This window comes from Flavobacterium silvisoli, from assembly GCF_004329815.1.
In the GTDB taxonomy this organism is placed as follows: domain Bacteria; phylum Bacteroidota; class Bacteroidia; order Flavobacteriales; family Flavobacteriaceae; genus Flavobacterium; species Flavobacterium silvisoli.
In genome coordinates this window covers 59,049-72,814 of record NZ_SJPE01000007.1, presented here as the reverse complement: position 1 = coordinate 72,814, position 13,766 = coordinate 59,049, and the positions used below count along the sequence as shown (strand labels likewise).

Genomic DNA, 13,766 nt, shown 5'->3' with positions numbered 1-13,766 from the left:
AGGGTGCAAATATAAGTATTGCTGATGAGAGATAAAACAAAATAGTGTCGTTTATCGATGCTAATTTTTAACAAAAAGCAAAAAAAGAGTTACAGGATTTCTTCCACATGTTTTTTAATGTTGGCGGCTATTTTGTTGGTAGGCAAATCGTTTGCATCGCTTCCGAAAGGGTCTTCAATTTCTTCTGCAATCAGTTCTAAAGAAGCCAATACGTAAAAAATAAAGACAACTACCGGAACCACATAATACCCCAAATTAAATACATATCCAAAGGGCAATGTCATCACATAAAAGAATATGAATTTTTTGATAAAGGCACTGTAGGAGTAGGGAATAGGTGTGTTTTTGATGCGTTCACAAGCCCCGCAAACCTCAGTAAACGATTGAAGTTCGGTATTGAGAATGATGAGTTGTTCTCCTGATATTTTTCCTGTTACATATAAGTCGTTTATCTTGTGGAAAATGACTTGTGCCACTTGATTAGGTCGGTGTTTTTCTAAATTTATTTTTAATTCGGTATTTTCAAAAAGCAATTGACCTACTTCTTCATTGCTCAAATGTTTAGCCAAAACAGAGGCATAGGTCGGAATCAGAAAACGGAGGTATTTTTTATCGTGTTCGTCCTTCAAAATGCCCGAGAGTTTGATGGCCAAATTCCGGCTGTTGTTTACCAAAGCTCCCCACAGTTTACGTCCTTCCCACCAGCGGTCATAAGCCGTATTGGTTCGATAGGCTAATAATAAAGAAATTACAAATCCCAACATGCCGTGCATGATTGAGATGTTTTTTACATGGCTGTTCTCAGATAGTTTCCAATACTCCACTTCCAGATAACAAATGCCGGCAGAGTACAGCCCTATAAAAACCATCATGGGCAATAATTTTCGGAAAGTATCTGATTTGTGAAAACGAAATATAAACGTAATCCAGTCTTTGGGATTATATTGTACCATAGCATGTCAAATGAATTTCAAAAATACATTAAAATGAGAAAAGCACAAGTAAGCTCACGGGAAACGATAGTGTGGGGAGGATGATTTTCTTTACGGATTGTCTGTTTCTAATTCATCAAAATCTTGTATAGCAGACAGCCTGATGAGTTTATTGGCCTTAATGTTCTGCCGGGTTTCTTTGTATACTTCTTTGCCGTCTTGGGTCACATTGATTACTTTTTTGACCAGTTTCTTTCGGGTTATGAAGTTTATACTGGTTTCATCAAAAGTAACATATTCAGATAGAAAGCTGCTACGGTCTCCCGAATCGTAACCAATGAGTTCAAAATCAGAATGATTGAATCTGAAAGTATAACGCCAATAGCCATATCTTCCATGTCCGAAACTAATGTACAGTTTTCCATTTTTGATTTCTATTGATAACTCGGGAGGCATATATACACCACCATCTTCATTTTCAGAGGAAAAACAGTTGTAGTTTTTGACCGCTTCCGCATACATTCCTTGTTGCTTAATCAGGACGATGAGTCCTCTTCTGTTGCGGTCTGCTTTTTTTCCGTAATCGTCAAGTACTACCTTCGATTTATCGGTTCCTTTAATCAGGAGTAAGCAGTCCTGAATACCGTCATTATTGACATCGCCGTAAACAGTATCAATGAGTAGATATCCTTTGGGTAAATAAGAGGTGAAATTTTGGTTTTGCTTGGTTTGACCCTGAACCGTTAGAGTTACAATCAATAAAAAGAATGACAGGAAATGTTTCATAAGTGCTGTTCGGAGAATTACATTTTTTTTAGGGACTTGACAGTTTGTTCCGATGTTTTGTATTGTTTACAGCAAGTTAGTTGTTACACTCCATTATCATTTTTCGAATTAAAGACACTTGACCCAAATGGTAATAACTGTGTTCAATTACCCCTTCAATATTTCTCAAAAAAGTGCCGTATTTTTCATCGATAAAGGGTTGGTCAAAAATATCATCTTGCATTTGTTCAACAGTGTCAGCAAACTTTTCAGAGTTGTTCAGGAAGTCGGTTAACAATTGGTTCCATTCCGCTTCCGAATGAATGGGAGGAAGATTAAAGCTGAATTTGTCGCTGATTTCTAATTTCCCGGATTCAAAAGCATTCAATAGTCCCGCCAGATAATAGTTTATATGATAGGTCAAAGCAGCTATGGTATTTAGATTACCAACTTTTTGAGTTGCTTGTTGCCAACTCGTTTTCAGAAGTTGTTCTTTATAATTGGTGTTGGCAATCCAATGTCCGTCCAGCAGTACTTCCCGTAGTCGGCTTGCAAGTGTTTTATTTTGTGCCATAATAACTGTCGAATACTATTTTGTTTGTATAAAGTTTTGTTTAACCGATAAATACCGGAGAGGTTAGTAAAGATAAACAAAAAATCAATTTAGTAGTTTTCGAAGAAGAAAACAGTTACCGCCAAGTCTTTCCCAAGTTTGCGCAGAAAAGAATAAACCGAAATTGAAAATGATAGTTTTCGCATGACATTTGATAGTTTTCTTAACTTGGCTGATAGTTTTGGTAACTCGGCTGATAGTTTTGGCAACTTGGGTGATAGTTTTGGCAACTTGGCTGATAGTTTTCTTAACTCGGCTGATAGTTTTGGCAACTTGGGTGATAGTTCTGCCACCGTATTTCACTTTTTTTGTGGTTGAAATGATACAGGAAAGTGCAAAACAAACTCCACAGAATGGAACGCAGAAAGTGTTTGTACAAAAACAGAATTCAAAACACCTAGCGGCGGAACGTTAACAGATACAGCCGGTGTATAAAACCTGAACACGGTGTATATCCATAACAATACGCAGTCTCAATCACAAAGCATTATGAAGCAATCCGGATTAAAAACTCATACTGCCGGCCAGTTCTTTCAGGCTAATCTCGGATAGTTTGGCCTGATACTGCGCATTGGTGTTGCGTACTTTGGCATTGATGTAGTTAAGCTGTGCCGTTCTGAATTCAACAGGTGTAATGGTACCTATTTTGAATTTAGCTAAGGTAATGTCTAAATTTTGTTTGGCGATAGCTTCGTTTTGTTCTTCCAGTTGCAACAGGTCTAAGTTGGTCAGGTAGGTTTGGTAACTGCTTTCCAGTTGGGCATTGAGTGTTGCGGTTTGTTGTTCTACTGCTATTTGTGCATTTTCGATTTGCAGTTGGGCAATTTTTTCGGTGCGCTTTTGGGCAAAGCCGTCAAAGATATTCAGGCTGGCACTGAATCCGTAATTCAATCCGCGCGAGTAGGAGGAAGAGGTAAACCCTAAACTCGATTGGCTTTCCGAAAAATTATACCCTGTATTTACTTTTATCGTCGGGTAACGGTTGCCTTTTACTTGTTTCAATTGCAGTTCAGCCACCCTTTTGTTGATGAGTTGTGCCTGCAATTGCGGATTTTGTTTAGCGGCAGCATCGCTAAGTGCCGGAAGCAATAAGTTGGTGTCAACCGCTATGGTTTCCGATACTTTAAAATTGGTTTTGACATCACGGGCCAGTAATTGGTTCAAAAGAATTTTAGTGTTTGCCAGTGTTTCCTTTTGTCGGGCAAGCATGGTCAGGTCGGTATTCAAATCTACTTGGGCATTCAGCACTTCCAGTTTAGAGGCTTTACCAATACTGAAGCGGTTTTGAGCCATCGTTAAGCGTTGGTTCGAAATAACGATAGAGCTGTCCAAAGCCGCCAACTGTTGTTGCTGTTGAACCAAATCGAAATAGGTGGCATTTACGTCGCTTATTTTGGTAATAATGGTCAGTTTGAGTTGGGCATCCCCCAGTTTTTGTAAGGCTTCCAACTGACTTTTTTTGGCAAACATTTTAAAGCCGTCAAATACCGTCCAATCTAAACTTACCCCATAGGTAAGGCTGTTGTTCTTAGCATTGTTCAGCTCATTTTTGGTACCGTCCTGACGGGTTTGAGAACTGTTTTGAACACTGTTGTTATCGGCGATATTGGCGGTCACTTTGGGTAGCATACCGGCATTACCCGCGGTAGCATTGGTAGCATCCATTTTGGCTGAATTCGAAGCAATGCGGATATCAAAGTTGTTTTCAAGCGCTGTTTTTACAGCTGTTTCCAGAGTCAACACTTCCTGAGCCTTCAGGTTAGGTATCCATACCATCAGTGCCAAAATGCTGTATAAAGTCTTCAATTTCATAATCAATGGTGTTTAGCTTCGTTAGTTCCGGTTTTTGGTGCTGCTTCCAAAGCTGCAAGGTTGTCAAATTCAGGTCGGTGCTTTTTGGCTTTCGACCACATCAGATAAAAAGACGGAATCACAAACAACGTCAGTACCAATGAGAATGTCGTTCCGCCCACAATAACCACTCCCATTCCGATACGGCTGGTTGAGGCTGCCCCCAGTGATAGCGCAATAGGCAACGCACCCAGAGCAATAGCTAAACTGGTCATCAAGATAGGGCGCAATCGGGCTTCTGAAGCCTGAATGATAGCATCGTATTTAGAAAGGCCTTGCTCGCGCAGTTGGTTGGCAAATTCCACAATCAGGATTCCGTTCTTGGTTACCAGCCCAATGAGCATGACGGTTCCGATTTGGCTGAAAATATTCCAAGTCTGTCCAAACAGCCAAAGCGAAAATAAGGCACCCGCTACTGCCATAGGCACCGTTAAAATGATAATGAACGGATCGATAAAACTTTCAAATTGTGCCGACAAAATCAAGTAAATCAATAACAGAGCCAAGCCAAAAGCAAACATAGTATTGGAGCTGCTCTCTACAAAATCGCGGGATTCTCCGCCCAAATCGGTAGTGAAACTGGAGTCGAGTACTTTGGCTTTGATTTCATCCATTGCCTCGATACCATCACTAATGCTTTTGCCCGGAGCCAAACCTGCCGAAACTGTGGCTGACATATAACGATTGTTGTGGTACAATTGAGGCGGATTGCTTTGTTCGTCAACCTTAACCACATTGTCCAGTTGTATCAGTTCGCCTTTGTTGTTTTTAACAAACATCGACGTCAAATCTAAGGGCTCGTCGCGGTCTTTATCGTCAAATTGCCCAATGACCTGATACTGTTTGCCGTTGCGCATGAAATAGCCAAAGCGTTGTCCGCTCAGTGAAAGTTGCAGCGTTTGTGCGACATCCATAACCGAAATACCCAAACTCTCTGCTTTTTCCCTATCGATGGTAACATTAATCTCCGGCTTGTTGAACTTCAGGTTTACATCTACATTGGAAAAGGTTTCGTTTTGATTCGCTAATTCTAAAAATTGAGGTATTTTTTCACGCAGCTTTTCAAAATTCGGAGCCTGTATGATGTATTGTATGGGCAAACCACCTCTTTTGTTTACCGCTATGGTAGGCTGCTCGGAAACCGTTACTTTGGCCTGAGAATATTTTTTGGTCCATTTGGTGAAAGCTTCGGCTATTTCTTTCTGTGAACGTTCGCGTTCTTCAGGGTTTTTGAGAGCCAATCGCACCCTACCGCTGTTTACCGATGCTGAGGCAAAACCGGGAGCCGTGATGACTAAAGCTATTTTTTTCTCGGGTATGGAATCATCTATCAAATTTGACAATTCTTGCATAAAGCGGTCGGTGTAGTCATAAGTTGCTCCTTCAGGAGTAGTGACCCCAACAATAACTAGGCTTCTGTCGTCATAAGGAGCCGTTTCTTTGGGAATGATTTTAAAAAACAGCACGATGAGCCCGATACAAAACAAGACTATCGGGAAACTCAGCCATTTGCGCTGCATAAAATTTTCTAACGCAGTGGCGTACCCTTTATTTAAACTTTCAAAATAAGGTTCGGTAAAGGTGTAAAATTTGGTTTTCTTTTGTTCGCCTCCTTTCATCAGGTAAGCATTCAACATAGGGGTCAGGGTAAGCGATACAAAGGCTGAAACCAAAACAGCCGCCCCAATGACCACTCCAAATTCCCTAAACAGTCTTCCCACAAATCCTTCTAAAAAGATAATCGGTAAAAACACCGCAGCCAGTGTGATGGAAATAGAAATAACGGCAAAAAATATTTCGTTTGACCCTTTGATAGCAGCTTCTATAGGCGACATGCCTTCTTCTACCTTTTTGAAAATGTTTTCGGTTACTACAATTCCGTCGTCAACCACTAATCCGGTCGCAAGTACGATGGCCAACAGCGTTAGTACATTTACTGAAAAACCACAGAGGTACATGATGAAAAAAGTAGCAATCAACGATACCGGTATATCAATAAGCGGACGGAATGCAATGGCCCAGTCTCTGAAAAACAAATAGATGATCAAAATCACCAGGATGATGGAAATGAGCAGGGTTTCGGCTACTTCTACTACCGATTTTTTGATGAAAAGTGTATTGTCCAAAGCTACATTGAGCTTAATGTCTTTGGGTAGGTCTTTTTTAAAGGCATCAAATTGCTTGTAAAACTGGTCGGCTATGTCCAGATAATTGGTTCCCGGTTGGGGAATAATGGCCAGTCCTACCATGGGTTGCCCGTTGGCTTTTAGTTGTGTCTCAAGGTTTTCAGCATCCAGAACAGCATGACCGATATCGCTGAGTCTTACAATTTTATCCCCATTAGCAATGATGATGATGTTATTGAATTCTTCTGGCTTAGAAAGGTTTCCCATGGTTTTTACCGTGAGTTCGGTATTGGCACCGGTCAGTTTTCCCGAAGGTAATTCTACATTTTGTTTTTCAAGAGCTGTTCTGACATCGGAAACGGTGATGCCATAGGAAGTCAGTTTTACAGGGTCTATCCATATACGCATCGAGTAGCGTTTTTGTCCCCAAATTTGAACACTACTAACGCCGGGTATGGTTTGCAGGCGCTCGGCTATGACGTTTTCGGCATAATCGCTCAGATCTAAAGCATTTTTAGTGTCACTCTGCACTGTCATGGTAATGATAGGATCAGAGTCGGCATCGGCTTTAGAAACTACCGGTGGGGCATCGATGTCCTGCGGCAAACTTCTGACGGCCTGCGATACTTTATCTCTCACATCATTGGCGGCTTCTTCCAGGTTTTTTTCGAGTTTGAATTCGATGGTGATGATGCTCGAACCTTGGTTACTTGATGAAGTAATGTTTCGGATACCATCTATAGAGTTGATGGCTTTTTCGAGCGGTTCGGTAATTTGCGATTCAATAATATCGGCATTGGCACCGGTATAATTGGTACGCACCGAAATCTGAGCCGGATCAATAGAAGGAAATTCGCGTACGCCCAGATAACTGTAACCAATGATTCCGAAAAGAATGATGGTCAGATTGACAACAATCGTAAATACCGGTCGTTTGATGCTTAAGGTGGATAAACTCATAATGTTCTTCATATTTTAGATTTCAGCTTCAATAGGAATGAAATGCTAAAATTATTTTAGTTTTACTTTGATGTCGGCATCGTCTTTCAATGACATCATTCCCGAGGTGAGCAGCGTATCACCGGCTTTCAATCCGGAAGTAATAATCACGTCTGTATCGGTTCGGGTAAGTGTTTCTACTTTTACTTCTTTGGCTTTGCCGTTATTGGCAATGAATACTTTCTTACCGTCCTGCACAGGTACTATGGCTTCGGTAGGTACGATAATGGCATCTTTTATATCCTTCAACGGAAGTTCGATGGTAGCAAAAGTACCCGGCAAGAGTTTTCCGTTCGGGTTTTCCGTCAGGGCTCTGATTTTAAGCGTACGGGTGGCCAGTTCAATGCCCGGTTCCAACGCATAGATTTTGGCTTTGAATTTTTCGGTCATGTTCGGAACTGTGAAAGTTACCTGAGCTCCTTTTACAATTTCAGAAGCGTATTTTTCGGGTAATGAAAACGTAATTTTGAGCGGATTGGTATTGACCAAATTGGCAATCAAGGTAGTGGGTGTGACATAAGTTCCCGGAGAAATGTTGCGCAGACCTACTTTTCCGGAGAAAGGAGCTCTGATAGAAGTTTTACCTATTTGCGCCTGAATGAGTTGGGTTTGAGCTTTGGCCGAACGGTAGTCGGCACTGGCAATGTCGTATTCTTCCTGACTAATGGCTTCCTTTTGCAAAAGCAATTTGGCTCTTCGTTCGTTTTCTGAAGCGAGGCTTTCTTTGGTTTTGGCCTGTGCCAATTGGGCTCTTAGTTCGATGTCATTTACTTTAAGTAAAACCTGTCCTTTGCTGACCTGACTGCCTTCGGAAAAATAGATTTGTTCTACGATACCAGAAACTTCGCTGTGAATTTCAATTTGTTCGTTGGCCTCAATAGAACCTGAAAGCGAAATGGTATTCGAAAAATCCTGAGGTTTTACCACTACGGCGCTAACCGACATTGGGGGTTTTTTACCGTTTTTATCATTTCCTTTTTCGTTCTCGGCTTTGTTTTTGGTGATTCGGTAACCAATCATGGCTCCGAGAGCAATAATTATAAGGGTAATTAGCAGGTGTTTTATTTTCATCAGAATGGAGTTGATTTAGTATGAAGGAGTTTTTATCTTGCAAAACTACTTTTTAGCGATTAAAATGGGGTAATCCTTAATTTTTATTTAACAGTTGTAGATACAAATTTTGTATCTATTTCATTGGTTGCATCAACTGATGTAATTCCAAATATTTTTCTTTTTGGTCAGTTCTATAAATACGGCTCGAAGGGTTTGGTGTTCGGGCAGGCTCATAGAGGCATCTCTTTTCAAAAGTTCCATAGCTTTTTGTCGGGCCAACAGCAAAATGTCTTTGTCTTTTACTAAATCCGCAATCTGAAGATTAAGGACACCGCTTTGTTGTTTCCCCATAATATCTCCCGGGCCGCGCAGTTTCAAATCCACTTCGGCTATTTCAAAACCGTCATTGGTTCTGACCATAGTTTCCAATCGGGTTTTACTGTCGTTGGATAATTTAAACGAAGTCATCAAAATACAATAGCTCTGTTCTGCACCCCGACCTACGCGACCTCGCAACTGATGCAATTGCGACAAGCCGAAGCGTTCGGCACTTTCTATGATCATCACACTCGCATTAGGCACATTTACTCCCACTTCAATTACCGTGGTGGCTACCATGATGTTGGTTTTACCTTCGGCAAAGCGTTTCATTTCGGCATCTTTTTCGGCGGGTTTCATCTTACCATGCACTATTGAAATACTGTATTGCGGTAAAGGAAAATCTCTTGACAGACTTTCATAGCCATCCATCAAATCTTTGTAATCCATCGTTTCGCTTTCCTGAATCAAAGGGTACACAATGTAAATTTGACGGCCTTTGGCTATTTCATCTTTAATGAATTTCCACACTTTCAATCGGTTACTGTCGTACCGATGCACGGTTTGTATGGGTTTTCTGCCGGGCGGTAATTCGTCAATAACTGAGATGTCTAGATCGCCATACAAACTCATGGCTAATGTACGCGGAATAGGAGTGGCGGTCATAACCAATATGTGCGGCGGTACTTGTGTTCCTCCGGCAGAGCCTCCTTTTTGCCAAAGTTTGGAACGTTGTTCTACACCAAAACGATGCTGCTCATCGATAATGGCCAACCCTAAATTTTGAAACTGTACTTTGTCTTCCAGCAGCGCATGGGTTCCTATCAAAATATGAAGTGTTCCGTTTTCGAGTTCCTCGTGTATGATTTTGCGTTCGTTGGGTTTGGTTGAACCGGTGAGAATTTTGATGTTGATGTTTAATTCTCTGGCCAGTTCGGTTAAACCGTTGAAATGCTGGGTGGCTAAAATTTCGGTAGGAGCCATCAAACAACTCTGAAAACCGTTATCCAAAGCAATAAGCATGACCATCAGGGCCACGATGGTTTTCCCCGAGCCCACATCGCCCTGTAGTAAACGGTTCATTTGCGCATGCGACCCCAGGTCATTTCTGATTTCTTTGAGTACCTTTTTTTGGGCATTGGTCAGTGGAAAAGGCAAGTGATTTTGGTAAAAGTCATTAAAGTGATTCCCTACCACGGTAAAAGGATGTCCTTTGATTTTATGTTTTCGGACCAGATTTTTGGTAATCAATTGTAGTTGAATAAAGAACAATTCTTCAAACTTTAACCGAAATTGGGCTTTCGCCAAAAGATCGGCACTTTTAGGAAAATGTATGTTAAACAACGCTGCATTTTTCGGAATCAACTTTAATTCATCCATCAGGTATGAGGGCAGAGTTTCAACAAACTGTGCCTGAGTTTCTAAAAAAACCTGTTGCATCATTTTGGTAATCACCCTATTCGAAATACCCCTGTTGGTCAGGGTTTCTGTTGACGGATAGACCGGTTGCATGGCCGAGCGCAGACTCTTTTCGTGTTCGCTGAGCAGTTCCATTTCGGGATGAGCCATGCTGTACTGCCCGTTGAAGTTCGTTACCTTTCCGAAAATCACATAAGGAATATTGAGTTTCAAGGTGTCGCGAATCCATTTGTGTCCCTGGAACCAGGTGAGTTCCATTTGCCCGGTATCATCCACAAAAACAGCGGCCAGTCGTTTTTTGCCTTTACCGAATTCAACAGTTTTGATGTTGATGATTTTGCCTATGATTTGTACTTCCGCCGGATTGTTGTTTAATTCATTGATTTTATAGTAGCGAGTTCGGTCAATATACCTATTGGGATAAAAATTGAGCAGGTCTTCATAGCGGTGGATGCCTATTTCTTTGCGCAACAACTCACCGCGCTGAGGACCAACGCCTTTAAGATATTCGATGGGAGTCTGCAGGAGAGAGTATGACATTGTTTGAGCTAACTGATGGATTGACAGACGGCAGACAGTCTTTCATCTTTTCGTCTTTCATCTTTTGTCTTTTTATTCAAAGCGAAGATAGTTTTTTAATTTGAAAATTTGAAAATGAGTCAATTTGAAAATGATTATATTCGTATCAAATAATTTACAGCCAAATGCGCCAACTTTCCTTGCTCTTTTTTTCGGTTTTTACTTTTGCCCAGCAGACTTCTAAGGTCGACTTCAAAACCGCTTACGGAAATATCACAATCAACCCTGTAGAGAAAAAAATATCAGGATCGGTTCGTTACACTTTAGAAGTAAAAGAACCGGTTGATACCCTTAAAATTGATGCGCAGAACATGATTTTTGCTGGCGTTAAAATAAACGGTAAGGAGGCAAGGTTTAGCAATTCGGGAAAACAATTGTTGCTGTTTGACGGCTATAAAAAAGGGAAGTACACTCTGGCATTTACCTATCAGGCCAAGCCCAAACAAACGCTATATTTCAACGGCGATTTTACCGCTCCTGAAATCAGCAACCAACAAGTTTGGACGCAAGGGCAAGGTAAATATACCAGCCATTGGTTTCCGAGTTTTGACGATGTGAATGAGAAGGTGATTTTTAACTTGAATGTTTCGTTTGATAAAAACTACAACGTCATTGCTAACGGAGTTTTAAAAGAAGTTCTGCCCGATAAAGACAAACGAATCTGGAAGTATGAAATGCAGCATCCGATGAGTTCTTATTTGCTGGCGTTGGCTATAGGCGATTTCAGTAATAAAGCCATAGGCTCTAAATCGGGGGTGCCGCTGCAGTTGTTCATTCAGCCTAAGGATACGGCAAAGTTTGAAGCTACTTACCGCCATTCTAAAACAATATTTGATTATTTGGAGAAAGAAATAGGAGTAAAATACCCATGGAAAATCTACAAACAAATTCCGGTAGAGGATTTTCTGTACGCCGGCATGGAAAACACCACAGCTACCATTTTTGCACAAGATTTTGTAGTAGATGAGGTGGGATTTAACGACAGGAATTACGTCAATGTCAATGCTCATGAGTTAGCCCATCATTGGTTTGGCGATTTAGTGACGGCCAAATCAGGAAAACACCATTGGTTGCAGGAAGGATTTGCTACTTATTATGCCCTCCTGGCCGAGCGTCAGGTTTTTGGAGATGATTATTTTTACCATCAACTGTACCGTTCGTCGTTACAACTGCGCAATGCCGCAAAGTCGGATACGGTTCCGGTGATGAGTGAACGAGCCAGTTCGCTGTCGTTTTACCAAAAAGGAGCCTGGGCTTTGCACGTAATCCGAGAAGCTATTGGTCCGAAAGCTTTTCAGAAAGCCGTGAAATCCTATCTGAAAAAGTATCAATATAAGAATGCTGAAACCGATGATTTTTTAGCAGAAATCAGAAAAGTGTCTCATTTTGATACTGAAACCTTCAAGAAAAACTGGTTGCAGGATTACCATTTTCAAACCGATGAGGCTAACGTTTTACTCAAGAAAAATAGCTTCATCAAGACACTGTTTGAAACCCAACAATTGCGTAAAAATAAGTTCGCCGATAACAAAGAAACCTACAAAAAATTACTGCTGTCGGATGTATTTTACCCGATAAAGACTGAGATTCTGTATCAAATAAAGTACATGCCGTTTGAGGATAAAAGAGAATTGCTGGAATTAGCATTGCAAACCAATGATATTAAAGTTCGCCAATCGGTAGCTGAGTTTACCAATGAAATTCCGTTGGAGTTTAAAACCCAATATGAAACGTTATTAGACGACCAATCCTACGACACCAAAGAAATTGCTTTTATGAATTTGTGGAAAAACTTTCCCGAAAGCCGAAGCATTTATTTGACCAAAGCACAAAATTGGGTAGGCGGAAACGACAAAAGTTTGCGGATTATGTTCTTGGCGTTTTCGGTAATGTCTGCCGAGGAAAAAAGCGATGCCAAGGAAAATTGTTACAACGAATTGATAGCCTACACTTCGTCAAAATACGAAAGCTCAGTACGTCAAAATGCTATAATCAACGCTTTGACCATAAACGATAAAGACATCATTGTTCTAAAAAATCTGGTCAATGCCACTACACATTATAGATGGCAGTTCAGCAAATTCGGGCGCGATAAAATCAGAGAATTACTTACTCTGGAAGGTTATCGCAACTTGTTTGAAACCATGTTACCCACACTTGCGGAACCCGATAAAAGTCAGTTGCAAAAACTCTTAAACGAGAAACCATGAGGGCTTTAGTGATTTCGGGAGGCGGAAGCAAAGGTGCTTTTGGTGGCGGTGTGGCGCAATACCTGCTTCAGGAAAAATTACACCAATACGACTTGCTCATCGGGAGTTCGACCGGGAGTTTGTTGATTCCTCATTTGGCCTTGGGCAATGTGAGCAAAATTCACGGCATTTACACCAGTGTCGACATGAGCAAGATTTTCGATATCAATCCGTTTGTGGTCAAGAAAAAAGGCGATCTGGAAATAGTTTCCATCAATCACTTCAATGTACTGTTGCAGCTTTTAAGAGGAAAGAGAACATTTGGCGAAAGCCATCGTTTGAAAAGTTACATCAAAGAAAACTTTACTGAAAGCGAATTCAATCAATTAAAGGCTTCGGGCTGCAATATAGTAGTGACGGTTACCAATCTCTCAAAAAATGAGGTAGAGTATAAGTCAATTAACGATTTTACCTATGATGAGTTTTGTGAATGGATTTGGATTTCGTGCAACTATATTCCGTTTATGAGTTTGGTGACCAAAAACAATCAGGAGTATGGCGACGGAGGTTTTTCGAGTTTGGTCCCCATACGCGAAGCCATCAACAGAGGTGCTACCGAAGTAGACGTCGTAATTTTGGAAACCGAAAAACAAAGTACTCCCAAAGCCATTGGACGGAACCCGTTTTCGTTGATGATAGATTTGTTTCAAACGCTGTTGAATCAGGTAGAAAAACACGATATCACCATAGGCAAATTGGCAGCAAACAACAAAAATGTTAAGCTCAATTTATACTATACCCCCACACAGTTGACTAACAATGCTCTGATTTTTAATAAAGATAAAATGAAGCAATGGTGGCAACAAGGGTATGATTATGCCAAAAACAAGAGTGAACTGATGAGTGACAATTTGCAGTAGAC

10 protein-coding genes are annotated in these 13,766 nt (G+C 40.9%); 2 read left to right on the top strand and 8 right to left on the bottom strand.

What is annotated here, in order from left to right:
- Positions 1 to 89 precede the first annotated feature (89 nt).
- The 8 genes from EZL74_RS07390 to recG form a co-directional block, all read right to left on the bottom strand.
- Complete coding sequence (locus EZL74_RS07390) at positions 90 to 953, bottom strand: bestrophin family protein (RefSeq protein WP_131475968.1); 864 nt, start codon at positions 951 to 953, stop codon at positions 90 to 92.
- Positions 954 to 1,043: 90 nt separating this feature from the next.
- Positions 1,044 to 1,718, bottom strand: a complete 675-nt coding sequence (locus EZL74_RS07385; protein ID WP_131475967.1) for a hypothetical protein — start codon at positions 1,716 to 1,718, stop codon at positions 1,044 to 1,046.
- Between the two features lie 76 nt (positions 1,719 to 1,794).
- Positions 1,795 to 2,271 carry a DinB family protein gene (locus tag EZL74_RS07380; RefSeq protein WP_131475966.1) on the bottom strand — a complete coding sequence of 159 codons (477 nt, stop codon included), beginning with the start codon at positions 2,269 to 2,271 and terminating at the stop codon, positions 1,795 to 1,797.
- An 89-nt stretch (positions 2,272 to 2,360) separates the two neighbouring features.
- The gene (locus EZL74_RS07375; protein ID WP_131475965.1) at positions 2,361 to 2,603 is read right to left on the bottom strand and encodes a hypothetical protein; all 243 of its coding nucleotides are present in this window, start codon (positions 2,601 to 2,603) and stop codon (positions 2,361 to 2,363) included.
- Positions 2,604 to 2,814: 211 nt separating this feature from the next.
- The gene (locus EZL74_RS07370) at positions 2,815 to 4,122 is read right to left on the bottom strand and encodes a TolC family protein (protein WP_131475964.1); all 1,308 of its coding nucleotides are present in this window, start codon (positions 4,120 to 4,122) and stop codon (positions 2,815 to 2,817) included.
- A gap of 2 nt (positions 4,123 to 4,124) precedes the next feature.
- Complete coding sequence (locus EZL74_RS07365; protein ID WP_131475963.1) at positions 4,125 to 7,247, bottom strand: efflux RND transporter permease subunit; 3,123 nt, start codon at positions 7,245 to 7,247, stop codon at positions 4,125 to 4,127.
- Between the two features lie 51 nt (positions 7,248 to 7,298).
- Complete coding sequence (locus EZL74_RS07360) at positions 7,299 to 8,357, bottom strand: efflux RND transporter periplasmic adaptor subunit (RefSeq protein WP_131475962.1); 1,059 nt, start codon at positions 8,355 to 8,357, stop codon at positions 7,299 to 7,301.
- 132 nt (positions 8,358 to 8,489) lie between these two features.
- Positions 8,490 to 10,616 (bottom strand): ATP-dependent DNA helicase RecG, encoded by a 2,127-nt coding sequence (gene recG / locus EZL74_RS07355; protein WP_131475961.1) that lies wholly within the window; start codon positions 10,614 to 10,616, stop codon positions 8,490 to 8,492.
- Positions 10,617 to 10,780: 164 nt separating this feature from the next.
- Here recG and EZL74_RS07350 point away from each other — a divergent pair, with 164 nt between their 5' ends.
- Together EZL74_RS07350 and EZL74_RS07345 are read left to right on the top strand one after the other, a co-directional pair.
- On the top strand, positions 10,781 to 12,865 hold the full coding sequence (locus tag EZL74_RS07350; protein ID WP_131475960.1) for a M1 family metallopeptidase: 2,085 nt from the start codon (positions 10,781 to 10,783) through the stop codon (positions 12,863 to 12,865).
- On the top strand, positions 12,862 to 13,764 hold the full coding sequence (locus tag EZL74_RS07345; RefSeq protein ID WP_131475959.1) for a patatin-like phospholipase family protein: 903 nt from the start codon (positions 12,862 to 12,864) through the stop codon (positions 13,762 to 13,764). Before EZL74_RS07350 ends, EZL74_RS07345 begins: the two co-directional genes overlap by 4 nt.
- Positions 13,765 to 13,766: the final 2 nt, after the last annotated feature.

Bases quoted from the DNA above. Each gene is read 5' to 3' on its own strand.
- EZL74_RS07385 (WP_131475967.1), bottom strand. From the start codon at position 1,718: ATGAAACATTTCCTGTCATTCTTTTTATTGATTGTAACTCTAACGGTT.
- EZL74_RS07360 (WP_131475962.1), bottom strand. From the start codon at position 8,357: ATGAAAATAAAACACCTGCTAATTACCCTTATAATTATTGCTCTCGGA.
- EZL74_RS07365 (WP_131475963.1), bottom strand. From the start codon at position 7,247: ATGAGTTTATCCACCTTAAGCATCAAACGACCGGTATTTACGATTGTT.
- EZL74_RS07370 (WP_131475964.1), bottom strand. From the start codon at position 4,122: ATGAAATTGAAGACTTTATACAGCATTTTGGCACTGATGGTATGGATA.
- EZL74_RS07380 (WP_131475966.1), bottom strand. From the start codon at position 2,271: ATGGCACAAAATAAAACACTTGCAAGCCGACTACGGGAAGTACTGCTG.
- EZL74_RS07390 (WP_131475968.1), bottom strand. From the start codon at position 953: ATGGTACAATATAATCCCAAAGACTGGATTACGTTTATATTTCGTTTT.
- EZL74_RS07345 (WP_131475959.1), top strand. From the start codon at position 12,862: ATGAGGGCTTTAGTGATTTCGGGAGGCGGAAGCAAAGGTGCTTTTGGT.
- recG (WP_131475961.1), bottom strand. From the start codon at position 10,616: ATGTCATACTCTCTCCTGCAGACTCCCATCGAATATCTTAAAGGCGTT.
- EZL74_RS07350 (WP_131475960.1), top strand. From the start codon at position 10,781: ATGCGCCAACTTTCCTTGCTCTTTTTTTCGGTTTTTACTTTTGCCCAG.